Annotated in this window: 27 protein-coding genes; 25 read left to right on the plus strand and 2 right to left on the minus strand. The window is 43.4% G+C overall.

Translation table 11 applies throughout. The features are described from left to right. Positions 1 to 34: 34 nt before the first annotated feature. From DWW77_RS06310 to DWW77_RS06350, 9 genes are all read left to right on the plus strand, one after another. The gene (locus DWW77_RS06310) at positions 35 to 1,285 is read left to right on the plus strand and encodes a tyrosine-type recombinase/integrase (RefSeq protein WP_286187993.1); all 1,251 of its coding nucleotides are present in this window, start codon (positions 35 to 37) and stop codon (positions 1,283 to 1,285) included. Between the two features lie 222 nt (positions 1,286 to 1,507). After that, entirely contained in the window at positions 1,508 to 3,175 is a 1,668-nt protein-coding gene (locus DWW77_RS06315; protein WP_015525883.1) for a glutamine--tRNA ligase/YqeY domain fusion protein, read from the plus strand. Between the two features lie 189 nt (positions 3,176 to 3,364). Further along, positions 3,365 to 3,970 (plus strand): Maf family protein, encoded by a 606-nt coding sequence (locus DWW77_RS06320; RefSeq protein ID WP_022426223.1) that lies wholly within the window; start codon positions 3,365 to 3,367, stop codon positions 3,968 to 3,970. Positions 3,971 to 3,978: 8 nt separating this feature from the next. Continuing rightward, positions 3,979 to 4,644 (plus strand): HAD family hydrolase, encoded by a 666-nt coding sequence (locus DWW77_RS06325; RefSeq protein ID WP_118608314.1) that lies wholly within the window; start codon positions 3,979 to 3,981, stop codon positions 4,642 to 4,644. Continuing rightward, entirely contained in the window at positions 4,637 to 5,440 is an 804-nt protein-coding gene (locus tag DWW77_RS06330; protein WP_021650974.1) for a Cof-type HAD-IIB family hydrolase, read from the plus strand. Before DWW77_RS06325 ends, DWW77_RS06330 begins: the two co-directional genes overlap by 8 nt. Position 5,441: 1 nt before the next feature. After that, positions 5,442 to 5,699 carry a hypothetical protein gene (locus DWW77_RS06335; RefSeq protein ID WP_015525887.1) on the plus strand — a complete coding sequence of 86 codons (258 nt, stop codon included), beginning with the start codon at positions 5,442 to 5,444 and terminating at the stop codon, positions 5,697 to 5,699. Positions 5,700 to 5,819: 120 nt separating this feature from the next. Continuing rightward, on the plus strand, positions 5,820 to 8,813 hold the full coding sequence (locus DWW77_RS18260) for an LPXTG cell wall anchor domain-containing protein (protein ID WP_286187994.1): 2,994 nt from the start codon (positions 5,820 to 5,822) through the stop codon (positions 8,811 to 8,813). 241 nt (positions 8,814 to 9,054) lie between these two features. After that, on the plus strand, positions 9,055 to 11,109 hold the full coding sequence (htpG, locus tag DWW77_RS06345) for a molecular chaperone HtpG (RefSeq protein WP_118608301.1): 2,055 nt from the start codon (positions 9,055 to 9,057) through the stop codon (positions 11,107 to 11,109). A gap of 280 nt (positions 11,110 to 11,389) precedes the next feature. After that, positions 11,390 to 11,722 (plus strand): sporulation initiation factor Spo0A C-terminal domain-containing protein, encoded by a 333-nt coding sequence (locus DWW77_RS06350; RefSeq protein WP_022426218.1) that lies wholly within the window; start codon positions 11,390 to 11,392, stop codon positions 11,720 to 11,722. Here the strand turns inward: DWW77_RS06350 and DWW77_RS06355 are convergent, their stop codons facing one another. Continuing rightward, a complete protein-coding gene (locus DWW77_RS06355) occupies positions 11,723 to 12,226 on the minus strand; it encodes a DUF5721 family protein (protein ID WP_022426217.1) in 504 nt (167 codons plus the stop codon). Between the two features lie 159 nt (positions 12,227 to 12,385). Here DWW77_RS06355 and DWW77_RS06360 point away from each other — a divergent pair, with 159 nt between their 5' ends. Both DWW77_RS06360 and DWW77_RS06365 read left to right on the plus strand, forming a co-directional pair. Continuing rightward, positions 12,386 to 13,225 carry a DegV family protein gene (locus DWW77_RS06360; RefSeq protein ID WP_118608302.1) on the plus strand — a complete coding sequence of 280 codons (840 nt, stop codon included), beginning with the start codon at positions 12,386 to 12,388 and terminating at the stop codon, positions 13,223 to 13,225. A 117-nt stretch (positions 13,226 to 13,342) separates the two neighbouring features. Further along, entirely contained in the window at positions 13,343 to 13,597 is a 255-nt protein-coding gene (locus DWW77_RS06365) for a hypothetical protein (RefSeq protein WP_015525893.1), read from the plus strand. Between the two features lie 144 nt (positions 13,598 to 13,741). Here DWW77_RS06365 and DWW77_RS06370 read toward each other — a convergent pair whose 3' ends face one another. After that, a complete protein-coding gene (locus DWW77_RS06370; RefSeq protein ID WP_015525894.1) occupies positions 13,742 to 13,942 on the minus strand; it encodes a cold-shock protein in 201 nt (66 codons plus the stop codon). A 325-nt stretch (positions 13,943 to 14,267) separates the two neighbouring features. Here DWW77_RS06370 and DWW77_RS06375 point away from each other — a divergent pair, with 325 nt between their 5' ends. The 14 genes from DWW77_RS06375 (at position 14,268) to purD (ending at position 26,375) form a co-directional block, all read left to right on the plus strand. Continuing rightward, on the plus strand, positions 14,268 to 15,566 hold the full coding sequence (locus DWW77_RS06375; protein ID WP_022426216.1) for a dihydroorotase: 1,299 nt from the start codon (positions 14,268 to 14,270) through the stop codon (positions 15,564 to 15,566). After that, on the plus strand, positions 15,563 to 16,489 hold the full coding sequence (gene pyrF, locus DWW77_RS06380; protein ID WP_059085168.1) for an orotidine-5'-phosphate decarboxylase: 927 nt from the start codon (positions 15,563 to 15,565) through the stop codon (positions 16,487 to 16,489). Before DWW77_RS06375 ends, pyrF begins: the two co-directional genes overlap by 4 nt. 15 nt (positions 16,490 to 16,504) lie before the next feature. Beyond that, entirely contained in the window at positions 16,505 to 17,299 is a 795-nt protein-coding gene (locus DWW77_RS06385; protein ID WP_021650964.1) for a dihydroorotate dehydrogenase electron transfer subunit, read from the plus strand. Continuing rightward, complete coding sequence (locus DWW77_RS06390) at positions 17,296 to 18,201, plus strand: dihydroorotate dehydrogenase (RefSeq protein ID WP_015525898.1); 906 nt, start codon at positions 17,296 to 17,298, stop codon at positions 18,199 to 18,201. Before DWW77_RS06385 ends, DWW77_RS06390 begins: the two co-directional genes overlap by 4 nt. A 139-nt stretch (positions 18,202 to 18,340) precedes the next feature. Further along, positions 18,341 to 19,015 (plus strand): orotate phosphoribosyltransferase, encoded by a 675-nt coding sequence (pyrE, locus tag DWW77_RS06395; RefSeq protein WP_015525899.1) that lies wholly within the window; start codon positions 18,341 to 18,343, stop codon positions 19,013 to 19,015. A 70-nt stretch (positions 19,016 to 19,085) separates the two neighbouring features. Further along, positions 19,086 to 19,238 carry a hypothetical protein gene (locus tag DWW77_RS17985; RefSeq protein ID WP_022426215.1) on the plus strand — a complete coding sequence of 51 codons (153 nt, stop codon included), beginning with the start codon at positions 19,086 to 19,088 and terminating at the stop codon, positions 19,236 to 19,238. Positions 19,239 to 19,302: 64 nt separating this feature from the next. Further along, positions 19,303 to 19,776 (plus strand): VanZ family protein, encoded by a 474-nt coding sequence (locus DWW77_RS06400; RefSeq protein WP_022426214.1) that lies wholly within the window; start codon positions 19,303 to 19,305, stop codon positions 19,774 to 19,776. Continuing rightward, a complete protein-coding gene (locus DWW77_RS06405; RefSeq protein WP_015525901.1) occupies positions 19,760 to 20,074 on the plus strand; it encodes a hypothetical protein in 315 nt (104 codons plus the stop codon). The genes DWW77_RS06400 and DWW77_RS06405 overlap by 17 nt, the downstream gene beginning before the upstream one ends. A gap of 3 nt (positions 20,075 to 20,077) precedes the next feature. Next, positions 20,078 to 20,689 carry an HD domain-containing protein gene (locus DWW77_RS06410; RefSeq protein WP_021650961.1) on the plus strand — a complete coding sequence of 204 codons (612 nt, stop codon included), beginning with the start codon at positions 20,078 to 20,080 and terminating at the stop codon, positions 20,687 to 20,689. After that, positions 20,667 to 22,751: an aminopeptidase gene (locus DWW77_RS06415; protein WP_173740060.1), complete on the plus strand. Its 2,085-nt coding sequence runs from the start codon at positions 20,667 to 20,669 to the stop codon at positions 22,749 to 22,751. The genes DWW77_RS06410 and DWW77_RS06415 overlap by 23 nt, the downstream gene beginning before the upstream one ends. Before the next feature lie 123 nt (positions 22,752 to 22,874). Further along, entirely contained in the window at positions 22,875 to 23,375 is a 501-nt protein-coding gene (purE, locus tag DWW77_RS06420) for a 5-(carboxyamino)imidazole ribonucleotide mutase (RefSeq protein ID WP_015525905.1), read from the plus strand. 50 nt (positions 23,376 to 23,425) lie between these two features. Beyond that, positions 23,426 to 24,451: a phosphoribosylformylglycinamidine cyclo-ligase gene (gene purM / locus DWW77_RS06425; protein ID WP_015525906.1), complete on the plus strand. Its 1,026-nt coding sequence runs from the start codon at positions 23,426 to 23,428 to the stop codon at positions 24,449 to 24,451. After that, entirely contained in the window at positions 24,445 to 25,068 is a 624-nt protein-coding gene (gene purN, locus DWW77_RS06430) for a phosphoribosylglycinamide formyltransferase (protein ID WP_015525907.1), read from the plus strand. The genes purM and purN overlap by 7 nt, the downstream gene beginning before the upstream one ends. 32 nt (positions 25,069 to 25,100) lie before the next feature. Continuing rightward, positions 25,101 to 26,375, plus strand: coding sequence for a phosphoribosylamine--glycine ligase (purD, locus tag DWW77_RS06435; RefSeq protein ID WP_022426209.1), 1,275 nt, complete (start codon positions 25,101 to 25,103; stop codon positions 26,373 to 26,375). Positions 26,376 to 26,518 lie beyond the last annotated feature (143 nt).

Raw genomic sequence — 26,518 nt, forward strand, 5'->3', positions numbered from 1 at the left:
TAGTGAATAATTGGAATACAAGGAGAAAAAAATAATGGGTAATATGGTTGAAAATATGACACCTGAGATGGCGATGGGAATGTTGAAATACATCCAGAGTAATGATATTATTGACTTGTCATATGTGCAAGAGATGAAAGAAATGGCTGAAAGAGATAAATACTTACAGCAGCACCCGTACAAAATCTGGCAAGGAAAGGACGGAAAGTGGAGAACATATCTTCCAGACAAAACGAAGGCTAATGGCCGGAAACTGATAAAGAGAACATCTGAAGAAGATATCAAGAAAGAAGTTGCTAAATATTACAGAAAAGAAGCAGAAAATCCAACAATTCAGGAAGTGTTTGAAGAGTGGAACGACAGGCGATTACAGCTGGGGAAAATTGCTGCTCCAACGCATCAAAGAAATTGTCAGATATATGAGCGGCATTATGAAAAACTGGGAAAAAGAAGAATAAGATATGTTGCACCGGATGAATTTAGTGATTTTCTTGAGATTCAAATAGCAGAACATAATCTTACAGCAAAAGCCTTTTCTAATTTGAAAACAATAACAAGAGGATTTCTGAAACGGGCGAAAAAAAGAAAACTTATTGATTGGAGTCCGGAAGAGATGCTTCAAGATTTAGATACCTCAGATTCTATCTTTAAGAGAACAATAAAGGAAGATGATGAAGTGGTATTCAATGAAGATGAATTGCCACGTTATATAGAATGCTTAGAGGATAGACTAGACGTGGTTAATCTAGGAATCTTGTTGATGTTTCTCACGGGGATCAGAGTTGGTGAGTTGGTTACTTTAAAATTTTCAGATTTTGATAACAATACTATTAAAATTAGACGTACAGAAACAAGAGTGTTTATCGAAAAAGGTAAATATGATTATCGGGTAAAAGAATTTCCAAAATCACAGGCTGGTGTTAGAACAGTGATTGTTCCGGAAGATTATATATGGGTTGTTCAAAAACTTAAAAGATGTAATCCAACACAGGAGTATGTTTTTGTAAATGAAAAAGGTAAACGAATGACGACAAATGTAATACGGCGGAGAATGGAACGAACATGTAAGCAAATACATATTAAGCCGAAGTCACCACATAAGGCGAGAAGAACTTTTGCCAGTATTCTTCTTGACAACAACGTGGATGAAAGAATGGTTATTGATCTGATGGGACATACAGATATTAAATGTACAGAGGGATATTACCATAAAAATAGGCGTTCCATAGATCGAAAAAAAGAAATTCTTAGCAACATACCAGATTTCAAAATAATAAGTGTATGAATTTTTTATGAAAAAGGTAATCAAAGGTAATCATAAGTGAAACCCGCAAAAGCGCATAAATAAAGGAAAATAGCATGTTACACACGGGTTCGATTCCCGTCAGCAGCTTTTTTTGTGTCTGAAAACAGACAATTTTTTGTTTAGATACAGGTTTTGCGGGTTTCAAAAACTCCGGATTTATGATAAGATAAAACATCAGGATGATATTTAGGAGGGAAAGCAATGGAGAACGAAACAGTTTCCAAAAACTTTATTGAAAATATTATAGACAAAGATCTTGAAGAAGGCGTTTATGACACCGTGCATACACGTTTCCCACCGGAACCTAACGGCTATCTTCATATCGGACATGCGAAATCCATTCTTTTAAATTATGGACTGGCTCAGAAATACAACGGAAAATTCAACCTCCGTTTTGATGATACCAACCCTACAAAGGAGAAATCCGAATTTGTAGAGTCCATCAAGGCTGACGTGAAATGGCTTGGTGCAGACTGGGAAGACAGACTTTTCTTTGCATCTGATTATTTTGATCAGATGTATGAGGCAGCAGTGAAGCTTATTAAGAAAGGCAAGGCCTTTGTCTGCGACCTGACTGCAGACCAGATCCGTGAGTACCGAGGAACTCTTACAGAGCCAGGTAAAGAGAGCCCGTACAGAAACCGTACTGTAGAAGAGAATCTTCAGCTTTTTGAAGAGATGCGTGAGGGCAAATACGGAGATGGAGAGAAGGTTCTCCGTGCCAAGATCGATATGGCATCACCGAATATGAACATGCGTGACCCGGTCATTTACCGTGTAGCCCGCATGACACATCACAATACAGGAGATAAATGGTGCATCTATCCGATGTACGACTTCGCCCATCCAATCGAGGATGCCATTGAGGGTGTGACACATTCTATCTGTACTCTGGAGTTTGAGGACCACAGACCGCTTTATGACTGGGTGGTAAAGGAACTGGAATATCCGCACCCACCGAAGCAGATCGAGTTTGCAAAGCTGTACCTGACTAACGTTGTTACAGGTAAACGTTATATCAAGAAGCTTGTTGAGGACGGCATCGTAGATGGATGGGATGATCCGAGATTAGTATCCATCGCCGCACTTCGCCGCCGTGGATTTACACCGGAGTCTATCCGTAAATTTGTAGAACTCTGTGGTGTTTCAAAGGCGAACAGTTCTGTAGATTATGCAATGCTCGAGTACTGCATCCGTGAGGACCTGAAGCTGAAACGTCCGCGTATGATGGCGATTCTTGATCCGATCAAGCTCGTGATCGATAACTATCCGGAAGGACAGGTTGAGTATCTTGAAGCTCCGAATAATATGGAGAATGAGGAACTTGGAACCAGAAAGATCCCGTTCAGTGGAGAACTTTATATTGAACGTGATGATTTTATGGCAGAGCCTCCTAAGAAATACAAACGTCTCTATATTGGAAATGAAGTTCGTCTTATGAATGCATATTTTGTAACCTGCACAGGTTATGAGGCAGATGACGACGGAACGATCCGTGTAGTCCACTGTACCTATGACCCGGAAACCAAGGGCGGAAATGCACCGGACGGACGTAAGGTAAAAGGAACGATCCACTGGGTGGAAGCATCCAATGCAGGTAAAGTTGAGGTAAGACTTTACGAGAATATCGTAGATGAAGAAAAAGGTGTTTACAATAAAGAAGATGGTTCTCTTAATGTAAATCCGAATTCTCTTACAGTAACAAGTGCTTATGTAGAGCCGGAGCTTCTGAAAGCAAAAGGTTATGACAGCTATCAGTTTGTACGTAACGGTTTCTTCTGCGCAGATATCCATGACTCCAGGGAGGGAGCACCGGTATTTAACCGCATTGTATCTCTGAAGAGCTCTTTCAAATTACCGAAAGCATAAAAACTGTCAAAAAGAATACGAAACATATGACAGCAGTACACCGTGAACAGGTATCAGGGTGTACTGCTTGTTTTGTTTTATCGTCATCAGGAATAAATGGATAAGTACAAAATGCTCCTGCAACGATTTCGGTTGCGCCCATTTACAGAAACGGTTATACTGATAACACAGGAAAGAGAGGAATTACACATGAAGAAAATCGTGCTTGCTTCCGCATCTCCCAGGAGGCGGGAACTTTTAAGCCAGGTAGGAGTCGCCTTTGAAGTGAAGCCTGCCAGCGGGGAAGAACGGATTACCAGTGCAGAGCCTGCGAAAGTGGTGGAGGAACTTTCTCGTCAGAAAGCTATGTTTACGGCATACGCGCTGGAGGAAGAGGAGAACCGAGATCTGAGAGATGTGGTTGTGATCGGTGCAGATACCGTTGTATCTTATGAGGGTAAGATTTTAGGTAAACCGGCAGATGAGACAGCTGCAATAGAGATGCTCGCTATGCTGCAGGGGAATACACATCAGGTATATACCGGTGTAACTTTGCTGATAAGAGAAAAAGGGAGATGGAAAGCTCATACCTTCCATGAGTGCACAGATGTGAGCTTTTATCCGGTGACAGAGGAAGAAATAAAGGAATATGTAAACAGCAAAGACCCAATGGACAAAGCCGGAAGCTATGGGATCCAGGGCGCCTGGGGAGCCTATGTGAAGGGAATCCGTGGTGATTATAACAACGTGGTGGGACTGCCTGTGGCAAGACTGATCTATGAGACAAAAAAACTGGGAATGAACCTGAGAGGATGAAAGACAAAATGATAAAAGCTTGTATATTTGATCTGGATGGAACAATTGCGGATACACTGGAATCTATGGCATATGTGGCGAATGAGATCATGGAAAAGTTTTCCCTGAAACCACAGCCGACAGATAATTTTCGTTATTACAGCGGTGAAGGTGCAGATATGCTGATCAGAAGATGCCTGATCGATGCAGGAGATCCGGAGCTGGTACACTACGAAGAAGTCAGGGAACTTTATCGCAGGAAATTTGATGAAGATCCGCTGTATAAAGTTGTGCCATATAAAGATATGCCGGAAACCCTTCAGAAGCTGAAACATACAGGCCTTAAGATGGCTGTATGCTCCAATAAGCCTCATGTTGCGGCGCAGAAAGTGGTAAAGGCGATCTATGGCGATCTGTTTGATGAGGTGATGGGACAGCAGGAAGGGATCCGCAGAAAGCCGGCACCGGATGGTCCGCTGAAGATTGCAGAAGATTTCGGCGTAAAGCCGGAAGAATGTATGTATATCGGAGATACAAAGACAGATATGCAGACAGGAAGTGCTGCCGGAATGTATACCGTTGGTGCACTATGGGGATTCCGTGACAGAGAAGAACTTGAAAATAACGGTGCAAATATTGTAGCAGCTGTACCTGGTGATCTGTTTACTATTTATGAGGAGAAGCAGCATGATTAAGATGGTTGCCAGTGATCTGGATGGAACGCTGCTTATCGGTGGAAGACAGACGCTGCCGGAAGAGATCTTTCCGCTGGTAAAGGAACTGAAAAAAATGGGAATCCTCTTTGTGGCAGCCAGTGGCAGACAGTATGCCAATATGAGGAATCTTTTTGCGCCGGTAAAGGACGAGATGGCATTTATCAGTGAAAATGGCGGGCTTGCTGTCCAGAATGAGAAGCTTCTGTACTGCGACAGCTTTGACAAAGAACTGGTCAGAGAGATCATTCAGGCAATATGGGAAAAGCCCGGAGCGGAATTTTCCTGTTCTACAAAGGATTTTTATTATATCATGCCCAAGACAGAACATTATCGCCATCTGATGATCGAAGAAGTAAAAAATCAGTGTAAGATCATAAAGAGTTTTGATGAGATCACAGAGCCTTGTATGAAGGTTGCAGTTTATGAGAGAGAAGGAATGACGGAGGAATCCATCCGGTACTGGAGAGAACGGTTCAAAGACAGATGTACTGTTGTGACATCCGGATTTGCGTGGGTGGATTTTGTTCCATTTACCACGAACAAAGCAAAAGGGATCCGTAAATACCAGGAACTTTTGGGAATCGGACCGGATGAATGCATAGCGTTCGGGGATGAATACAATGATATTGAAATGATGAAATCTGTAAAATACAGCTTTGCCATGAAGCATGCGAAGCCAGGGGTAAAGGCGGCGGCTTTCTACGAGACAGAGAAGGTGGAACCAGTACTTCGCAGACTGATCGCGGCGGGCGGAGATATAAAGGAGGTACTTTAATATGTACAAGAAAGAATATGTCCAGACATTTCTGGAAAAACAGGGTCAGCTTTTTGATGAGCCGGTAGCAGAGGATTTTGAGGAGGCAGAGGAATTTCTAGAGGATTGCATGGCAGTTGTGCTGGATTCCCTGAAGGATGTTAAAAAATATCTGGATGGAATGGGCGCAGATGTGGAGGGGATTTCCCTGAAGGAGCTGGAAGAAGAAAGCGAAGTATTTAAACTCCCGGACGGAAAATATATGATCGTAGAAGGCTGACGGAAAGCAGGGATTACACCTCTGAAAATTAAATATGATAAACTTGCATCAGCAAAAAGAAAGCCCTGCGTAGAAAGGGTAAATGTGGGGAAAATAAAATGATGTAAAGGAGGATGGGATATGAAAAAAAGCAGAGTGCTGGCAGTCGTCATGGCTGTGCTTATGATGGTAACGCTGCTTCCATCGATGGTATTTGCCACTGCAGCTCCATCTGGAAATCTTGATGGAAAGCTGAAGGTCAAAGGAACACTTGCGATCGGGTCTACCTTAAGTGCAGATTACTCAAAGGTCAAGCCGGAGGGGATCACAGATGATAATGTGAGTTTTTCCTGGTCATTAAAAGACGGAGACCTTCTTACAGAGGTAGGAACTGACAAGACTTATAAAATCGATGAAAAAGATCTGGGTCTTCCGATCGTTCTGAAGATCACCGGAAAAGAAGAGACGGGAGTCAGTGGTGAGCTTACGGTGACGACCCAGGAGGTTTCCGAAACAGAGGAGGAAGCCAAAGCACTGGCAGAAAAGAAAAAGGAAGAAGCCAAAGCAGCAGGAGAAGATCCGGATGCGGAGGAAAGTGAAGCTTCGGAGTCTTCAGAGAACACGCCGGATACAGAAGCTGGAACGTCAGAGGAGCCTGATAGTGCTCAGCCTGAGGAAACCATAGAGCCGGCAGAAGAAACGGAGTCTGCGGATGCGCAGGAGAATACACATGTACAGGAAAATACAGATGTACAGGAACCTGCAGATACCCAGGAGCCTGCTGAAAACTCTGTTATAGAAGTAAACGGAGAACAGTCAGGGCCTCAGAATGCCGATGAGGCAGATACATCTGGAGATAGTCAGACAGAGACACCGGATTCCGCAGATACAGCAGCAGATGCTTCCGAAAAAAATGAGGAACCGACATATTCGGCATCTGCATACACGGAAGATGGAAGTGGAATTCTGGATTTTGGTTCCGTGGAAGAGGGATATACGGAAATTCCGGAAGCACAGATGGTTACTATCACAAATAACGGAACCGGAGATCTTAATTTTAAAGAGATCGCCCCGGAGAATTTCATGGCTGCGGATATTAACGATGCGCCATTAAAGAGTGGTGAAAGTGTTGCTGTGTGGGTAAAACCACGAGAAGGTCTGAAGGCTGGAGAATACAAAGATCTGATCACGTATCAGGCAGAAGAAGGTGCCGATGTCTTCTTTGAAGCGGACTTTACAGTAAAAGAACCGGAAAATAAAAAAGTCGAAGATCATGAAAATAATGAGCAGACAGATCCCGGGGAAACATCGGACCCTGCAGCGGAAAAAATATACAAGCTAATTGCGGATCCGACAGAACTGCCTTTTGATGATCTGACTGCCGGTTATGAAAAGGTAGAAACAACAAGTACAGTCACGATCAAAAACGAAGGTACAGAAGCTGTGACGTTAGTACAGCCTGAGTCGAAGTTTTTTGATATTGCGCCGGTCAGTGAAGTGGAGAGTAGCGGAAATATCCAGTTGGCGCAGGGAGGAGAGCAGACCTTTACCGTACAGCCTAAGCTTGGACTCTCTGCAAAAGATGATCCATACGTGGAAGAGCTTGTATTTGCTTCTGATGAAAGCACGGAAGCATCTGCTACAGTGACGGCTTCGGTTATGGTAAAGACAGAAACACCAAAAACAGTTACTGCAACAGTGAAACCGGAAGGTCCTCTGAAGTTTGGAACACTGGAACAGGGCTATGAGACTGCGCCGGATGCACAGCCTGTAACCGTAGAGAATACAGGTACAGAGGCTATCCGGATCCAGCTTTCTGCTCCGGAGGATTATGAGGTGGGAGAGCTTTCTGCGGAAGTGCTCAATCCCGGAGATAAGGCGGCAATCTTTACCGTACAGCCCAAGACCGGTCTTCAGGCCGGAGATCACAGCGATACGATTTCTGTGACAGATCAGAATACCGGAAACACACTGGCTGAAGTCCGGCTGGAATTTACAGTTTCGGAACCGGAACCCAATCCCGGTCTTTCGGTAACAGACAGTCTGGAGTTTGGAACCAAAGAGGAAGGCTATAAGGAACTTCCTGATGCGAAGACAGTTACAGTTACCAACACCGGAAATACAAAGATCGTTCTGAAACAGCCTTCATCAAATGCATATACAATTGGTACACTTTCCGCCACAGAGCTGGAAGCAGGAGATAATGCAACCTTTAGCGTACAGCCGGTCAGCGGACTTTCACAGGGGGAATATCTGGAAGACATTGTGATCGCCAATGATGCAAATGTGGAAGCTTATGTAAATGTCCATTTCAGCGTTACAAAGAAAAAAACAGATAACGGTAAGAAGGCGAATAACCTTACAGGCATCAAAAAGCCATCCGATATCAAAGATCTACCCAATGGAACCCAGAAAACCCAGAAAGCCCTGAAGCTTCCGGGAACAGTAAAGATCACTACAACAAAGGGAGAGCAGAAGGCATCTGTTAAATGGGATGTTAAGGGATCTTCTTATGATCCGTCTTCTGCAGAACGTCAGATATTTAATGTAAAAGGTACCGTCATTCTTCCGGAGGGGGTTAAGAATCCCAACAAGATCAGTACAGTGATCGCAGTAAGTATTACAGTAAATGGATATCAGGGCACGGAAGCCGCTGCATCGGACAATAAGATCACAGGCATTGATTCCAATGGCAAGTATGATACCAATACAAAGATCACCTTTACAGCAGCTGGTGCAGGAATGGATAATACAAACCCGCGTAAGGGAGATACCAGATATCAGCCGAAGAGCTGGAAGATCACAGAGACCCGTACCTGGGATGGAGAGCCTTATACTGCAACATTCCGTGTCAGCAAGCCGGGAAAATATACTCTGAAAGTTACCTTTGGACAGCAGAAATACGACGGCTCCAGCTGGAAGGATACCGGTACACAGTCAGAAAGTACGGTTACTTTTACGGTATCACAGGCAGCAGTTCTTACTGCGACTCCGAGTCCGGCAGTGACACAGACAAATCAGAAATCTGCAGTGCAGACGGGAGACAGTACACCGATCATGACATTTGTGATCATTTTGATCGTGGCTGTGGTATGTATTGGAGGAATCCTTGTATATCGTAGAAAGAAAAAATAAGAACAGAATGTAGAAGATAGTTTTACAGCACCCTCCGTACAAAAAAATGTACGGAGGGATTTTTTGGCACATAGAGATCCGTTTTGCATGCTGTTACTAGCACTCTGCAATGATGAGTGCTAAATTTTTCTTGACTTTTGTAAAAAGTCGTATTAGTATATATTTATTGAAAAAAACAACAGGTTTCCGGCTCTGTCGGAACATCAGAAATAAAAATAAAAACAAAAGGAGAGTGACATATATGTCAGCAAAACATGGCAGTTTATCAATCAACAGTGAAAATATTTTTCCGATCATCAAGAAATGGTTATATTCCGACCATGATATTTTTGTAAGAGAGATGATCTCCAACGGATGCGATGCGATCACCAAACTGAGAAAGCTGGAAGTTATGGGAGATTATACATTCCCGGAAGGTTACAAACCGGCTGTAAATGTTATCGTTGATCCGGATCAGAAAACTTTGAAGTTTATCGATAACGGTATTGGTATGACAGCAGATGAAGTAGAGGAATATATCACACAGATCGCTTTTTCCGGTGCCACAGAGTTTCTTGAGAAATATAAGGATAAAACAACGGATGATCAGATGATCGGTCATTTCGGACTTGGATTTTATTCTGCATTTATGGTTGCAGATGAAGTTCATATCGATACTCTCTCTTACAAGGAGGGTTCCACACCGGTACATTGGACCTGTGACGGTGGTACGGAGTATGAGATGGCAGACGGAAACAAAACAGAACCGGGAACAGAGATCACTCTTTTCCTCAATGAGGAAAGCCTGGAGTTTGCCAATGAATATCGTATGAGAGAGGTTATTGAGAAATACTGTTCTTTCATGCCGGTAAATATCTATCTTTCCAAAGCAAATGCTGAACAAGAGTATGAAACCATCGATGAGGCAGATCTCCGTGAAGATGATGTGGTAGTTGAACATATCCATGAGGATGCCAAGACAGAGGAAAAGGAGAATGATAAAGGCGAGAAAGAAGTTGTGGAAGTTTCTCCTGCCAAAGATAAAGTAAAGATCAATAAACGGCCGGTATCCTTAAGCGATACACAGCCGCTCTGGATGAAGCATCCAAATGAGTGCACGGATGAAGAGTATAAAGAATTTTACCGTAAGGTATTTATGGATTACAAGGAGCCACTGTTCTGGATCCATCTGAACATGGACTATCCGTTCAATCTGAAGGGTATCCTGTATTTCCCGAAGATCAGGACAGAGTATGATTCCATTGAGGGAACCATCAAGCTTTATAATAATCAGGTATTTATTGCAGATAACATCAAAGAGGTGATCCCGGAATTCCTTCTTCTTCTGAAAGGTGTGATCGACTGCCCGGATCTTCCATTGAATGTTTCCCGTTCTGCACTGCAGAATGATGGTTTTGTGAAAAAGATTTCTGAATACATCACCAAGAAAGTAGCAGATAAGCTCACCGGAATGTGCAAGACAGACAGAGAGTCTTATGAGAAGTACTGGGATGATATCAGCCCGTTTATCAAATTTGGATGCATCAAGGATGCGAAATTTGGTGAGAAGATGAACGATTATATCCTCTTTAAGAATCTGGATGGCAAATATCTTACCCTGAAAGACTGCATTGAGGAAAATAAAAAAGAAGAAACAAAAGCAGCTGAAGAGGAGAAGACAGAGGAGAAAGCTTCTGAAGGATCCCAGAATGAGGAACCGGAAAAAACGGTGATCTATTATGTGACCGATGAGGTACAGCAGAGCCAGTACATTAATATGTTCCGTGAAGCGGGTAAAGATGCTGTACTGCTGAAGCATGTGATCGATTCACAGTTTATTTCCCATCTTGAACAGCAGGATCAGACGATCCAGTTCAAGAGAATTGATGCAGATCTGACAGAAGAGCTTCGTGAAGACGGAAAAGCGGATGAAGCAACAGTCAAGACACTTACTGAGGTGTTCCGTAAGAATCTTGGCAAGGATAAACTTGAAGTAAAAGTAGAGAAGCTGAAAAATGAGGGAACTGCAGCGATGATCACTCTTCCTGAGGAGAGCCGCCGTATGCAGGATATGATGAAAATGTACAATATGTATGGAATGGATCCGAATATGTTAGGTGGTCAGGAAGTACTTGTACTGAACGCAAATCATCCTCTTGTAAGATTTATAGCAGAAAATCAGGGATCAGAGTATGTTCCGGTGATCTGTGAACAGCTTTATGATCTTGCAATGATGAGCCATAAACAGCTTTCTCCTGAAGAAATGACAAAATTTGTAAAGAGAAGCAACGATATCCTTATGGTCCTTACAAAATAAAACGACATATAAAATGATCGAAAGGCTTTGCCCGTAATGGGGCGAAGCCTTTGCTTTTTTTATAACAATATGTGTATCTTTAACACAATTATAGGAATTTTAAATAAAATAATAGATATTAAATAAAAATAACCTGTAAAATATGACTAAAAATTTAAATTAGTATCTAATATGTATAAAATAAATTTTCAGAAGAAAGCGAAAAATATAGATAACTGTCGTATTATACATAAGGGAGTGCTTTTAAAAAGAGAAAAAAATGAAATGGAGGAACAAATGTATGAAAAAGGTGTATGGATTGATCAGAAGACTTGGTGCAAATTCGAAATACAAAGGATATTTTTTCGTTGCGGAAGCGGTAAAGATTTCCATGGGGTATCAGTATAAACCATTGCGGATCACAAAGGACATTTATCCATGCCTGGCGCGGAAGTACAGATCAACACCTACCAATATTGAGCATGATATCAGAACAATGGTAAATGTGTGTTGGGAAGGAAATAAAAAACTGCTGGATGAGATTGCAGGATATCCTCTGGAATACAAGCCTACCAACAGTGAATTTATTGATATGCTTGCGTATTACCTGAGGGAAATAGAAGAAGAGAATTGACTATAGCCTTTCAAAAAGAATCTGATTCCTGGACAGAAAGCTCAGGATCATATCATCCCAGAGCTGCTCCGGGCGTTTATCCATAGAGAATGTTTTAAGAGAGGTTCCGGTAGTACAAAGAAGGCTGTTATTTTTAAATTGAAGATTTAAGAATAGTCCGTCTATCTGTTCGGAGGAAATTCCGAAATCTGTATTTCTCATTGCAGCTTCAACTCCACTCCGACTTAAATGCAGCACGATCCTGAAGCTTAAGGGCGTACGCTTACCGCGGATCACAGACCAGCAGAAAGGTCTGATGTCCTTCCAGAGAGAATGTGTCCGGCCGTGTTCTGTGAGTCTGTTCATGCTGTCTGTATCAAAAAAATCTTTCTGAAGCCTGCCATCAATGGTAAAAGTATTAAAAGTAGTCACAGTCGCTTCGGACAGACAGAATTTGTCAAATACTTCTCCTATAAAAAGTTTGTTTGTGAAATCCCGGATATCTGTGATCTTTAATGCAAGCATGCCGCACTTCCTTTCTTTTATGTGATCGCGTGTAGACATTATATCTCAGATAAAGAAAAAAGGACAGACTTTTTAAAAAACTCTTTTCAAATATCTGTTTATGTGATACGATAGATGTGGTATTGAATACTACATATAATGGAAAAGAGGACGATATAATTGAGCTATAAGATTGCGATAGATAGCTGTGGGGAGCTTTTAGATGAATGGAAAAATGACGGCAGGATTGAATCCATACCACTGACGCTGACGGTGGGCGGTGAGAATATTATAGATGATGAGAATTTCGATCAGAAAGATTTTTTAAAGAAGGTTGTGGCCTGCCCGGAATGCCCCAAGTCTGCATGCCCTTCTCCGGAACGCTATATGAAGGCATATGAGTGTGATGCGGAACACATTTATGCGGTGACGCTATCGGCAGAATTGAGTGGTTCCTATAACAGTGCGATTCTTGGAAAAAACCTGTTCCTGGAAGAGCAGCCGGAGAAAAAGGTTCATGTATTTAATTCCAAATCTGCATCCGGTGGTCAGAGTCTGATTGCCATGAAAATCGTGGAGTGTGAAGAAAAGGGACTTTCTTTTGAAGAAGTAGTAAGTGAAGTAGAGAAATATATTGAAGAGATGAACACATTTTTTGTGTTGGAGAATCTGGAAACTCTGCGCAAGAACGGACGTTTGGGCAGAGTGAAAGCTCTGGTGGCCAGTGCACTGAAGATCAAGCCGGTTATGGGAGCTACTCCGGAAGGAACGATCTGTCAGCTGGATCAGGCCAGAGGCATGAATAAAGCAATCGTAAAAATGGTGGATCACATTGGAGAGAAGGGGATCAACATCCCGGAAAAGACAGTTGCCATCACTCATTGCAACTGTCCGGAAAGAGCGAAGATGCTGGAGGAGGCTATCCGTGAGAAACTGCACCCAGCAAAGATCGTAGTTATGGATACTGCCGGTGTCAGCAGTATGTATGCCAACGATGGCGGCGTTATCGTAGCAGTCTGATCAGAGAAAATCTCCAGTTCAGAAAATTATCACATTTCTTCAGGGAGTTGCCGCTTTTCTTTTGAAAACAAGTGTGCTATAATGAACGAAGTACTGAAGCGGCAAAGGAGAAAGACAATGAGCCAGAAGAAAGTTGACAAATATAAAAACAACAAATACTCGCGAAACAGTGCCCTGAAGAAGGAACGCGCCGAATTTGTACTTGAGATGGCGGCATGGATCCTCATCGCGGTTCTGCTTGTAGGCTGGATCGGATATTCCGCATATGCCAAGATCCAGGCGAAGGAAGCCAGTGTGAAGGTGGATACTGTGATGGATACTTCTGCATTGACAGATTATATTTCCGGATTATCTTCAGACAGTGCGGAATAGAAAACACATATGAAATGATGGGTTCCCGGGATGTGTTGAAGCATCCCGGGGATTTTTATATACAGGATAAATATAATGCAATAAAAAACGGGTCTGCTATAAAGCAGCCCCGTTTTGACTTATACGTTTTTTATGGTTATAGAATTATAACTTTGTAACGTTAGCAGCCTGCATTCCGCGAGCGCCTTCTGTTAAGTCGTAGGATACAGCCTGTCCTTCTTCAAGAGATTTGAAGCCTTCACCGTTGATAGCGGAGAAGTGTACGAATACATCCTGTCCGTCCTCACCTGTGATAAAACCATAACCTTTTTCTGCGTTGAACCATTTTACAGTTCCCTTGTTCATTTTGTGTTACCTCCATAAAAATAAAAAAAATTAAAATAGCCTTCTGATGATAATAAAAAATCACCAGATTTTACAGACTATATTCATGTAAATATAATCTCTAAAAACTAGTGATTTTACATTAAATATTTTGCCATGCTCTGATTATATAACCCGTGTTTTGAAATGTCAAGGAGAAAATTCCAACAATTCCGGGGTGTAAAAAGGGGCGAAATTGCTTTGTAAAAAAAATCTTTATAAATAGAGAGATTTCGTGTATGATATAGGAGAATACAAGCGGATTGAAGGATCTGCTTTGAAAATACAGGATGAGAGGAGAACAGAAATGGGGATTCTGATTCGAGGAGGCCGGATTGTGGATGCGGCTACAGATACGGATAAAACAGGCGATATTTATCTGGAAGACGGAATCATTGCGGAAATAGGCCAGAAGCTAAAAAAGAAAGACGGCGACCGTGTGATCGATGCGAAAGGAAAGCTGGTCATGCCGGGAATTATCGACCTTCATGTCCATTTTCGTGATCCGGGCCAGACACATAAGGAAGATATCAAGAGTGGTGCTGCTGCGGCAGCACGTGGTGGTGTGACAACTGTAGTTGCTATGCCAAATACAACTCCCACTATTGATAATCCGGACCGGGTAAACTATGTACATAACAAGGCGGCGCAGGTTTCCGGTATTCATGTACTTCAGGCAGGTGCAGCCACCATGGGAGAAAAGGGGACTGAACTTGCAGATATTGCCGGAATGGTGAAAGCAGGGATCCCGGCAGTGTCCGAGGATGGAAAATCTGTGATGAATACAGCACTTTGTAAAGAAGCAATGAGGATCGCAGCAGAATGTGGCGTGCCGTTTTTTGACCATTGTGAAGATATCGATCTGCGTGGAGATGGATGCATGAATGAGGATGAGAACGCCAAAAGACTGGGGCTTCCCGGAATCTGCAATGCAGTGGAAGATACCATTACAGCCAGAGATATCATTCTGGCGCTGGAGACAGGAGTCCATCTTCATCTCTGCCACTGTTCCACTTATGGGGATGCTCAGATGATGAAGATCGTAAAAGAGAAAGGATACGACAATATCACAGCTGAAGTATGCCCGCACCATTTTATCCTTTCATCCGATGATATTAAAACAGATGACCCGAATTACAAGATGAATCCGCCGCTCCGTACACCGAAGGATGTGGAAGCGCTGAAACAGGGCCTGAAGGACGGTACCATCGAGGTGATCAGCACGGACCATGCACCGCACAGTGCACAGGAAAAAACAGGTTCTATGAAGAATGCACCATTTGGGATCGTAGGTCTGGAAACAAGCCTTCCGCTCACCTATACAGAGCTGGTGGAAAAAGATGTGATCACACTGAAACAGATGGTTGAGAAGATGTGCCTGAACCCGGCGAAAATCCTCGGGCTTGACAGAGGAACTCTCCAGAAAGGCCATCCGGCAGATGTGATCATCGTGGATACGGAGCAGGAGTATGCTATCGATAAAAATAAATTTGTTTCCAAAGGACATAACACACCGTTTGATGGCTGGAAAGTAAAGGGAAAAGTGCTTTATACCATCTGTGACGGAAAAATTGTATTTAAAAACCAGGAGGAGAAAGAATCATGATTAACAAACTGATCAGCAATATCCGCAAAACAAATGCACCAATCGTTGTAGGACTGGATCCTATGCTGAATTATATTCCGGAGCATATCCAGAAGAAGGCTTTTGCAGAGTTTGGAGAGACTCTGGAGGGCGCTGCAGAAGCAATCTGGCAGTATAACAAAGGGATCGTGGATGCGACCTGTGATCTGATCCCGGCAGTGAAACCACAGATCGCCATGTATGAGCAGTTTGGTATCCCGGGACTGATCGCATACAAGAAAACGGTTGAGTATTGTAAAGCCAAAGATCTGGTTGTGATCGGTGATATCAAAAGAGGTGATATCGGTTCCACATCTGCAGCATATGCAGTTGGTCACCTGGGACAGGTTCAGGTAGGCTCAAAAAAATATGCAGGTTTTGATGAGGATTTTGCAACGGTCAATCCATACCTTGGTTCTGATGGTGTGAAACCCTTTATGGATGTATGTAAGGAAGAGAAAAAGGGTATCTTTGTTCTGGTCAAAACTTCCAATCCATCAAGTGGTGAGTTCCAGGATCGTGTCATCGACGGTCGCCCGCTCTATGAGCTGGTAGGTGAGAAGGTTGCACAATGGGGCGATGAGCTTATGGGTGATGGATATAGTTATGTTGGTGCTGTTGTAGGTGCGACCTATCCGGAAATGGGAAAGGTATTAAGAAAGATCATGCCGAAGACATTTATCCTTGTTCCCGGATATGGTGCTCAGGGTGGAAAGGGCGCAGATCTTGTCCATTTCTTTAATGAGGACGGACTTGGTGCTATCGTAAACTCTTCCAGAGGAATCATCGCTGCATATAAGCAGGAGAAATATAAAGAGTTTGGCGCTGAAAATTACGCAGATGCTTCCAGAGCGGCAGTAAAAGATATGATCGCGGATATCAGCGGTGCGCTGGAGAACAGATAATACAGGAGGCATTTTATGAGTACATCAGAAAGTAAAAAAACAAAAAAGCCCTGTAAGATACTCAGCCAGGAATGTATTGGTACAGATATTTACAGTATGTGGCTGGATGCAGGTGAGATTGGAAAAAATGCAGTGCCGGGACAGTTTGTATCACTTTACAGCCGCAATGGCGGTAAGCTTCTGCCAAGACCCATCAGTCTCTGTGAGATCGATAAAGCAGAAGGAAAACTGAGACTGGTATATCGCGTTACAGGAAAAGGAACCGGTACGGAGGAATTTTCCAGACTTCATGCAGGGGTCCCCATTGAGACTATGGGACCTCTGGGAAATGGTTTTCCGCTGGATGCAGTAAAAGGCAAAAAAGTGTTTCTCATGGGTGGAGGAATCGGAATCCCGCCAATGCTGGAAACTGCTAAACAGCTGGACGCAGAAAAGATCATGGTTCTCGGATACAGAGATGAGCTGTTTTTAAATAAGGAATTTGAAGCTTATGGAGATGTCTATGTGGCAACAGAAGACGGCTCTGCAGGAACAAAGGGAAATGTTATGGATGCCATCCGTGAGAACGATCTTGAGGCAGATGCGATCTTTGCCTGCGGACCTGCCCCGATGCTCCGTGCCATCAAGGCATATGCCCTTGAAAAAGGAATTCCGTGCTGGATCTCCATGGAAGAGCGTATGGCCTGTGGCGTAGGCGCGTGTCTTGCCTGTGTGTGCAAATCCAAAGATGTGGATTCTCATTCTCATGTCCATAACAAGAGAGTATGTAAAGACGGACCTGTATTCCTGAGCACGGAGGTAGAGCTATGAGCAGAATGAATGTAAATCTTGCCGGCGTAGAACTTAAGAATCCGGTGATGACAGCGTCCGGAACATTTGGTTCCGGAGCGGAATACAGTGAATTTGTGGATCTGAACAGACTTGGCGCAGTTGTGACAAAAGGTGTGGCAAATGTACCGTGGCCGGGAAATCCTACACCGAGAGTGACAGAGACAGCATCCGGAATGCTCAATGCCATTGGTCTTCAGAATCCGGGGATTGATGTTTTCTGTGAAAGAGATATTCCGTTCCTTAAAAAATATGATACAAAGATCATCGTCAATGTCTGTGGAAAATCTGCAAAGGATTACTGTGAGGTTGTAGAACGCCTTGGAAATGAGCCTGTGGATATGCTGGAGATTAATGTTTCCTGCCCGAATGTCAAGGAAGGCGGAATTGCCTTCGGTCAGAATCCGAAAGCTCTTGAAGAGATCACAAAAGAAGTAAAGAAATATGCAAAACAGCCGGTGATCATGAAGCTGAGCCCAAATGTAACCGATATTACCGAGATGGCGAAAGCAGCAGAAGCTGGCGGCGCGGATGTTCTTTCTCTTATCAATACCCTGACAGGAATGAAGATCGATATCAACAGACGTACATTTGCACTGGCAAATAAAACTGGTGGAATGTCCGGTCCTGCAGTAAAACCGGTAGCTGTCCGTATGGTATATCAGGTGGCAAATGCAGTATCCCTTCCTATCATCGGTATGGGAGGAATCGCAACTGCTGAGGATGCCCTGGAATTTATTATGGCAGGTGCTACTGCAGTGTCTGTGGGAACTGCAAACTTTTTTAACCCTTATGCTACTGTGGAGATCGCAGATGGTATTCAGGCATTTCTTGAAAAACAGAAAGTGGAAGACATCAATGAGCTGATCGGAGTAGTGAAATAACGGAGGATTGCCGTATTTGCAATTCTGTTGTTCATATGTTAGAATTAACAGGATAAATAAAGGGATTTTACACTGGGATTGCAGCAGAGTGTGGATCCTGGGTTTGTCGTATATATGAAAAACATGGAGGATTAGATAAATGGAACAGTATAAGCAGGAATTTATTGAATTTATGATTGACTGTAATGTCCTGAAATTTGGAGATTTTACTACGAAATCAGGAAGAAAGACACCATTTTTTGTAAATACAGGATTTTACCGTACCGGTGCGCAGCTTCGCAAGCTGGGACAGTATTATGCAAAAGCGATAGAAAGCAAATTCGGACTGGATTTTGATGTGCTGTTTGGACCGGCATACAAAGGAATTCCGCTTTCTGTAGCAGCAACTATGGAGATCAGTGAAATGTACGGAAAGGATATCCGTTACTGTTCCAACCGTAAGGAAGTGAAAGACCACGGAGATAAAGGAATTCTTCTTGGCAGCCCGATCCAGGATGGGGATAAGGTAGTGATCATTGAGGATGTTACGACTGCAGGAACATCCATTAAAGAAACACTTCCGATCATCAAAGCGCAGGGAGATGTAAATCCGATAGGTCTTGTGGTTTCTGTTGACCGTATGGAACGCGGCCAGGGAACAAAGAGTGCGCTCAAAGAGATCGAGGAAACCTACGGCCTTCAGACTACAGCTATTGTAACTATGGCGGAGGTTGTTGAGCATCTCTACAACAAAGAATACAAAGGCCGTGTTGTGATCGATGATAAGCTGAAAGCTGCCATTGATGCATATTATGACCAGTACGGCGCAGAATAATATTGTTATAAAAGGTCATAAAAGAGCGGCGGATTCCGAAGGTCCGCTTTTACTGGGAGGACGCAGCCTTATGAATGAAAAAATTTATAAAACTATGGCGAGCAGCGGGGCGGGAAGCCTTGCACTCGGTATTGTCGTTCTGGTGACGGGACTTGTCACAGGAATTCTGATGATCGTGAACGGTGCGAGACTGCTCAGAAGAAAATCAGAGATATTAATCTAATATGATCTGAAAAGCCGCACGTTGTTCCGTGTGGCTTTTCGGACTATTTAAGCAGGGGAGAATATTGGAAAAAGGGACAAAACGCAGAGTAAAAAAACTCGGGACAGCTTTTTTTGTATTGTATGTTCTTGTTCTTGTGTATCTTCTGTTCTTTTCCGAAGGATACGGAAGAGTGGCGGATGCAGAAAGAGAATACCGTTACAATCTTGTTCCGTTTGTGGAGATCAGGCGTTTCTGGACTTATCGAAAAATAGTGGGTACATTTGCGCTTTTCACAAATGTTTTTGGAAATGTGCTGGGATTTGTGCCATACGGATTTATTCTTCCGGTAATAACCGGAAAAATGCGAAATGGCTTTTTTATCATATTATCCGGCTTTTTTATCAGTCTGACGATAGAAGTGATCCAGCTGCTTACAAAAGTTGGCTGCTTTGATGTGGATGATATGATATTGAATACTCTGGGCGCAGCGCTTGGATATGGGATTTATGCAGTCTGCGACAGGATTAGGAGAAAAATTAATGGCAAGAAGATATAGATATGCATTTGCAAAAAAAAGAGAAGCTTCCAAGGGAAAATGGTCTGTAGGACTTGCGGCGGCTTCCCTCGTGCTGTTTATCGCGGCAGTTGTGCTTGCACTCTTTTTTGATGGAAAGCTCGGGGGCCTGATCGGCGGAACCGGGCTTTTTGCCATGCTGCTTTCTGCATATGGCTTTACACTGGGGCTTTCCAGCTTTTCGGAAGAAAACCGGAAACACAGGACGAGCATGGTCGGGTCTATTTTGAACGGAGTGATCCTGGTTATCTGGCTGGGACTTTTTTTATCGGGGGTATAACAGATGGATAAAAAAGAACGCTTAAAAAAACAGCTGGACTTTATTATGGAGATAGATAAAGTCAAGAATATTTTCCGTCAGACATATCTTGCAGACGGAAAGCGGAAAGAGAATGATGCGGAGCATTCCTGGCATCTGGCGTTGATGGCAGTGCTTTTAAAGGAATATTCCAATGAGGAAGTGGATCTTTCGAAAGTGATTCCTATGGTACTGGCGCATGATCTGGTAGAGATTGATGCAGGTGATACCTATGCATATGATGAAAAAGGAGCGACAACCAAGGAATACAGGGAGAAGCAGGCAGCAGAACGGATCTATGGACTATTGCCGGAAGATCAGGGACAGTGGTTAAAAGCATTATGGGAGGAGTTTGAGGCTTACGAAACCCCGGAGGCGAAATTTGCCCATGTGCTAGATAATTGTCAGCCATTGTTTCTAAATGATGCTTCCAACGGAAAAAGCTGGGAAGAGCATCAGGTGAAGAAAAGTCAGATTTATAAGAGAAACCGGAAAACAGGAGAGGGTTCTGAAGTGATCTGGGAATATATGAAAGAACTCGTTGACAAACACATTGCCCTGGGGCATGTGATCGATGATGAAAAAGATGGGAGATGAAGTCTTGGAAGAATGCATGAAAGAACGTTATGGACTTGCGAAGGAACGGATCCGTGAGATCATAACAGAAGAAACCGTAAAAAAACCGTTTGGAGATTTTTTCAGAAACAGGGCAAAGTTTCTTTCCATGGCAGCAGATGTGATGGATGAGAGCGCAGCAGAGCTTACGATGGAGGCGTTGAAAGAGAGAAATCATTGCTTTTATCAGGATATCCTCCCGGAAAATTATGAAAGCAGCTATGGAAATCCGGCGTATGCAGTACAGCAGATGGGAGAATATGGAAAAGCCTTCAGTTTTCTGTATGCAGAGATCGCAGGAACTGTAGCTTATGCTCATGAGAAAAGGCTGCGGGATATGACTGTATCCATGGAACTGTTTCTGGAAGTATATTCTGCATTTTGTGAGGAAGAACTTCCGGAGGCGGCAACAGTGGAGGGGATTCTCCGTTCCTATGTAAATGATTACTGCCAGGATATGATGGAGCAGAGGATACGGGAAGGTGTAGATCCGGAGCTTGACTTTGCAGCAGATATCATCATGAATTCGGATCTTTCGGATCTGAGATATCTGTATCGCTATGGCGAGTTTGTTTCAGAGAATGAAACAGGAGTTGCAGAGTTTCTGAACTCCCTTTCTCAGGAAGAGATCGATAAGATGGCTTCTACCTATACAGAAGGCTATCGGATCGGATTTATCACCGGACGGAAGGATATCACAAAAAAGAAAACAGTAAATATCCGATATAGTCTTGGTTTTGAACGGATGGTAAAAGCAGCGATCCTCCAGTTTGAAAAAATGGGTCTGAAGCCGGTGATCTATCGCCATGCAACGCATGTGGTAAATAAGAGAGGCGCCGTGAGAGTAGGCTATACAGGCGGCGTTGCCAATCCGCAGTACGATTACGATCATCGTCAGGACAGTGCATTGTTCCTGGATGGGGATTTTGTTCAGCGAAAACTTCGTGCTATGCAGACCTCCTATGAGAAGTACAGAGAACTGGCAGAAGTACATGGCGGTCCGGCCTGCATTGATACATTTGGAGAAAATCCTTTCTCTCCGATAAGTAAACCGGAAGCTTATGCATTAAGCGAGACACAGCAGAAGCTTCAGACAGAACTTGACAATGAATCCGGACAGATCGTAAACCGATACATCAAAGGTGATGAGAGAAGTTTTACGATCATTGCATATCCGGTTCCTGAGATTGGTGGAAATTATGAGGAAATTTTCCGTGAGATCGTAAAGATCAATACATTGGATTACCATCTCTATCAGGAAATCCAGCAGACGATCATCAATACCCTGGATACCTGTGAGTGGGTGGAAGTCAAAGGACGTGGAGACAATGAGACGGATCTTCTGATTCATCTTCATGAACTGACAGATCCGAAGAAACAGACGAATTTTGAGAACTGTGTGGCAGATGTGAACATTCCGGTGGGCGAAGTCTTTACATCTCCGCAGCTGGCAGGCACAGGCGGAATCCTTCATGTGAAAAAAGTATATCTGAACGGTCTTCAGTTCCGGGATCTGAAGCTGGTATTTGACTGCGGCCAGGTTATTGATTACACCTGCTCGAATTTTAAAACCGAAGAAGAGAACCGGAAATATATTGAAGATAATATCCTCCACCACCATCCGAAGATCCCCATGGGAGAGTTTGCCATCGGTACAAATACCACAGCTTATGTGGCGGCGCTGAAATACGGAATTGCGGATAAGCTTCCGATCCTGATCGCAGAAAAAATGGGACCGCATTTTGCTGTGGGCGATACCTGTTACAGCTGGGCAGAGGATACACCGGTATATAATCCGGATGGAAAAGAAATCATCGCCAGGGATAATGAGATTTCCGAGATGCGAAAGGATGACGTAAGCCTTGCTTATTATGGCTGTCATACAGATATTACGATACCTTATGATGAGCTTGGAAGTATCCGGGTGATCGATGATGAGGGAGAAATGATCTCCATTATCGAAAACGGAAGGTTTGTTCTTCCCGGAACAGAGGAATTGAACCGTCCTTTTGAGAATCTTCCATTAAATAATAATATAAGTTAATTAGTAAATTTACAGTTTTTCCGATCGTATTGACAGAAAGTGAGAATATACGTAGAATAACCATAACAATAGTCAAAGGACACAGGCTAATATTCAGTTAGTGTACCATGAAAGGAGAACACAATGGCAAAAGTAGGAATTGTAATGGGTAGTGATTCAGATATGCCGGTTATGAGCAAAGCAGCAGATATCCTGGAGAAACTGGGGATTGATTATGAAATGAAGATCATTTCCGCACACAGAGAACCGGATGTATTTTTCGAGTATGCAAAGACAGCAGAAGAAAAAGGCTTCAAAGTTATCATCGCAGGCGCAGGAATGGCAGCTCATCTTCCGGGAATGTGCGCAGCGATCTTTCCGATGCCGGTGATCGGTATTCCGATGCATACAACCTCTCTGGGAGGAAGAGATTCCCTTTACTCAATCGTACAGATGCCAAGCGGTATCCCGGTTGCTACAGTAGCGATCAATGGTGGCGCCAATGCGGGACTTCTTGCTGCCAAGATCCTTGCAACTTCCGACGCAGAGCTTCTTTCCAGACTGAAAGCCTACAGTCAGGATCTGAAGGAGCAGGTTGAGAAGAAAGACGCAAGGCTTCAGGAAGTTGGATACAAAAATTACTAAATAAATCTTTTACCATAAAAATAAAAAGGTGTTGTCATAAGGAGGACATTATGGATTACAAGACTTCAGGCGTAGATATTGAGGCAGGATACAAATCAGTAGAGCTGATGAAAAAGCACATTGCCAAGACAATGAGACCGGAGGTACTTGGAGGAATCGGTGGATTCTCAGGTGCATTTTCCATGGAGAAATTCAAAGATATGGAAGAGCCTACTCTGGTTTCCGGAACAGACGGATGTGGAACCAAGGTTAAGGTAGCCATGGTTATGGACAAGCATGATACCATCGGAATCGATGCTGTAGCCATGTGTGTAAATGATATTGCATGTGCAGGCGGCGAGCCATTGTTTTTCCTGGACTACATTGCTTGCGGCAAAAATTATCCGGAAAAGATCGCAGAGATCGTAAAAGGTGTTGCAGAGGGCTGTGTACAGTCTGAGGCAGCTCTGATCGGTGGTGAGACAGCAGAGCATCCTGGACTTATGCCGGAAGATGAGTACGACCTTGCCGGATTTGCAGTAGGAGTCGTTGACAAAAAAGATCTTCTTACAGGAGAGGCCCTGAAACCAGGAGATGTCCTGATCGGTATGGCTTCCACAGGAGTTCACAGTAATGGATTTTCTCTTGTACGTAAAGTATTTGACATGACAAAAGAGTCTCTGGATACTTATTATGAAGAGCTTGGAACAACTCTGGGAGAGGCACTGATCGCACCGACCAGAATCTATGTAAAAGCGCTGAAGAGCATCCGAGAGTCTGGCGTGAAGATCCATGCATGCAGCCATATCACAGGTGGTGGATTTTATGAGAATATCCCGCGTATGCTGAAAGAGGGAACCAGAGCTGTTGTCAAAAAAGACAGCTATCCGGTACTTCCGATCTTCAAGCTCCTTGCTGAAAAAGGAAATATTGATGAGCATATGATGTATAATACATATAATATGGGTCTTGGAATGATCCTGGCAGTAGATCCTGCAGATGTTGACAAAACAATGGAAGCTATCCGCAAAACCGGCGATAAGCCATATGTGGTAGGATCCATTGAAGAGGGAGAAAAGGGAGTGACCTTATGTTAAAGATCGGTGTTCTTGTTTCCGGTGGGGGAACGAATCTTCAGGCGATCCTGGATGCTATTGATGCAGGAGAGATCACAAATGCAAAAGTGGATATTGTGATCAGTAATAATGCCTCCGCTTATGCTCTGGAAAGAGCCAGAAAGCATGATATAGAGGCGGTATGCATCGCACCGAAAGACTATCCGGACCGAGAAGCTTTCCATAAAGCATTACTGGCGAAGCTTCAGGAAAAAGAGGTAGATCTGATTGTTCTTGCAGGATACTTGGTTGCGATCCCTCCGATGATGGTGGAAGCATATCCCAACAAAATCATCAATATCCATCCATCCCTGATCCCGTCTTTCTGTGGAAAAGGTTTTTATGGACTTAAGGTTCATGATGCAGTTCTCGCAAGAGGAGTGAAAGTAACAGGCGCTACGGTTCATTTCGTAGATGCCGGAACGGATACAGGTCCGATCATTCTTCAGAAAGCAGTAAAGGTAAAAGACGGAGATACATCCAAGGAGCTTCAGAGACGTGTAATGGAAAAAGCAGAGTGGAAGATCCTTCCGGAAGCAATCAATCTTATCGCCAATGACAAGATCACAGTGACAGATGGAATTGTTTCTTTAAAGTAATCAGCAGACAGATGAAACAAAGGAGTAAACAGATGAAAGTATTAATCGTAGGAAGCGGCGGAAGAGAACATGCAATTGCATGGAGTGTTGCAAAAAGCCCGAAAGTTGACAAGATCTACTGTGCACCTGGAAATGCAGGAATCGCAGAGTATGCGGAATGTGCAGATATCGGAGCAATGGAATTTGAAAAACTGGCAGCCTTTGCCAAAGAAAAAGAGATCGATCTTACTATTGTGGGAATGGATGATCCTCTTGTGGGCGGAATCGTAGATGTATTTGAGGCAGAGGGACTGCGTGTGTTCGGACCGCGCAAAAATGCTGCTATTCTGGAAGGCTCCAAGGCTTTTTCCAAGGATCTTATGAAAAAATACGACATTCCTACAGCTGCTTATGAGAATTTTGATGATCCGGAAAAAGCTCTGGAATATTTAAGGACCGAGGCAAAATTCCCGATCGTTTTGAAGGCAGATGGCCTTGCTCTTGGAAAAGGTGTTCTGATCTGCCAGGATCTTGCAGAGGCAGAAGCTGGCGTAAAAGAGATCATGGAAGACAAAAAATTCGGAAATGCCGGAAATACCATGGTAATTGAAGAATTTATGACTGGCCGTGAGGTTTCCGTACTTTCTTTTGTAGATGGAAAGACGATCCGTACCATGACATCCGCACAGGATCACAAGCGTGCGAAGGATGGGGATCAGGGACTGAATACAGGCGGAATGGGAACATTTTCTCCAAGTCCGTTCTATACTCCGGAAGTAGATGAATTCTGTAAGAAATATGTTTATCAGAAAACAGTAGATGCCATGGCAGCAGAGGGACGTCCGTTTAAGGGAATCATTTTCTTCGGACTGATGCTTACTGCAGATGGCCCGAAGGTTCTGGAATATAATGCAAGATTTGGGGATCCGGAGGCACAGGTTGTTCTTCCGCGTATGGAGAATGATATCATTGAAGTAATGGAAGCCTGTGTAGACGGCAAACTTGATCAGATCGATCTGAAATTTGAGGACAATGCAGCAGTTTGTGTTGTTCTTGCAAGTGATGGATATCCGGTAAAATACGAAAAAGGTATCCCGATCCATGGATTTGAGAATTTTAAGGACAAAGACGGATACTACTGTTTCCATGCGGGAACCAAATTTAAAGATGGAGAGATCGTTACAAACGGTGGGCGTGTTCTTGGCATCACTGCCAAAGGAGAGACATTAAAAGAAGCCAGAAAGAATGCATATGCTGCTACAGAGTGGATCAGCTTTGCAAATAAGTATATGCGTCACGATATCGGAAAAGCTATCGACGAGGCTTAAGTTGGTCATTTTTCACAGGCACAGCTTGACGAAAACAGGGATTTCATTGTACAATAGTAACAACTATGAAACACAGTGAGTAGTTACGAACATGAAAAGCTGGATGCTGACAGGGCACAACAGGAACCAACCATTTTCCTTGA

The sequence above is a fragment of the Ruminococcus sp. AF17-12 genome, assembly GCF_003479245.1.
In the GTDB taxonomy this organism is placed as follows: Bacteria; Bacillota; Clostridia; order Lachnospirales; family Lachnospiraceae; genus Blautia_A; species Blautia_A fusiformis.

Bases quoted from the DNA above. Each gene is read 5' to 3' on its own strand.
- DWW77_RS06310 (WP_286187993.1), top strand. From the start codon at position 35: ATGGGTAATATGGTTGAAAATATGACACCTGAGATGGCGATGGGAATG.
- DWW77_RS06315 (WP_015525883.1), top strand. From the start codon at position 1,508: ATGGAGAACGAAACAGTTTCCAAAAACTTTATTGAAAATATTATAGAC.
- DWW77_RS06320 (WP_022426223.1), top strand. From the start codon at position 3,365: ATGAAGAAAATCGTGCTTGCTTCCGCATCTCCCAGGAGGCGGGAACTT.
- DWW77_RS06325 (WP_118608314.1), top strand. From the start codon at position 3,979: ATGATAAAAGCTTGTATATTTGATCTGGATGGAACAATTGCGGATACA.
- DWW77_RS06330 (WP_021650974.1), top strand. From the start codon at position 4,637: ATGATTAAGATGGTTGCCAGTGATCTGGATGGAACGCTGCTTATCGGT.
- DWW77_RS06335 (WP_015525887.1), top strand. From the start codon at position 5,442: ATGTACAAGAAAGAATATGTCCAGACATTTCTGGAAAAACAGGGTCAG.
- DWW77_RS18260 (WP_286187994.1), top strand. From the start codon at position 5,820: ATGAAAAAAAGCAGAGTGCTGGCAGTCGTCATGGCTGTGCTTATGATG.
- htpG (WP_118608301.1), top strand. From the start codon at position 9,055: ATGTCAGCAAAACATGGCAGTTTATCAATCAACAGTGAAAATATTTTT.
- DWW77_RS06350 (WP_022426218.1), top strand. From the start codon at position 11,390: ATGAAAAAGGTGTATGGATTGATCAGAAGACTTGGTGCAAATTCGAAA.
- DWW77_RS06355 (WP_022426217.1), bottom strand. From the start codon at position 12,226: ATGCTTGCATTAAAGATCACAGATATCCGGGATTTCACAAACAAACTT.
- DWW77_RS06365 (WP_015525893.1), top strand. From the start codon at position 13,343: ATGAGCCAGAAGAAAGTTGACAAATATAAAAACAACAAATACTCGCGA.
- DWW77_RS06370 (WP_015525894.1), bottom strand. From the start codon at position 13,942: ATGAACAAGGGAACTGTAAAATGGTTCAACGCAGAAAAAGGTTATGGT.
- DWW77_RS06375 (WP_022426216.1), top strand. From the start codon at position 14,268: ATGGGGATTCTGATTCGAGGAGGCCGGATTGTGGATGCGGCTACAGAT.
- pyrF (WP_059085168.1), top strand. From the start codon at position 15,563: ATGATTAACAAACTGATCAGCAATATCCGCAAAACAAATGCACCAATC.
- DWW77_RS06385 (WP_021650964.1), top strand. From the start codon at position 16,505: ATGAGTACATCAGAAAGTAAAAAAACAAAAAAGCCCTGTAAGATACTC.
- DWW77_RS06390 (WP_015525898.1), top strand. From the start codon at position 17,296: ATGAGCAGAATGAATGTAAATCTTGCCGGCGTAGAACTTAAGAATCCG.
- pyrE (WP_015525899.1), top strand. From the start codon at position 18,341: ATGGAACAGTATAAGCAGGAATTTATTGAATTTATGATTGACTGTAAT.
- DWW77_RS17985 (WP_022426215.1), top strand. From the start codon at position 19,086: ATGAATGAAAAAATTTATAAAACTATGGCGAGCAGCGGGGCGGGAAGC.
- DWW77_RS06405 (WP_015525901.1), top strand. From the start codon at position 19,760: ATGGCAAGAAGATATAGATATGCATTTGCAAAAAAAAGAGAAGCTTCC.
- DWW77_RS06410 (WP_021650961.1), top strand. From the start codon at position 20,078: ATGGATAAAAAAGAACGCTTAAAAAAACAGCTGGACTTTATTATGGAG.
- DWW77_RS06415 (WP_173740060.1), top strand. From the start codon at position 20,667: ATGATGAAAAAGATGGGAGATGAAGTCTTGGAAGAATGCATGAAAGAA.
- purE (WP_015525905.1), top strand. From the start codon at position 22,875: ATGGCAAAAGTAGGAATTGTAATGGGTAGTGATTCAGATATGCCGGTT.
- purM (WP_015525906.1), top strand. From the start codon at position 23,426: ATGGATTACAAGACTTCAGGCGTAGATATTGAGGCAGGATACAAATCA.
- purN (WP_015525907.1), top strand. From the start codon at position 24,445: ATGTTAAAGATCGGTGTTCTTGTTTCCGGTGGGGGAACGAATCTTCAG.
- purD (WP_022426209.1), top strand. From the start codon at position 25,101: ATGAAAGTATTAATCGTAGGAAGCGGCGGAAGAGAACATGCAATTGCA.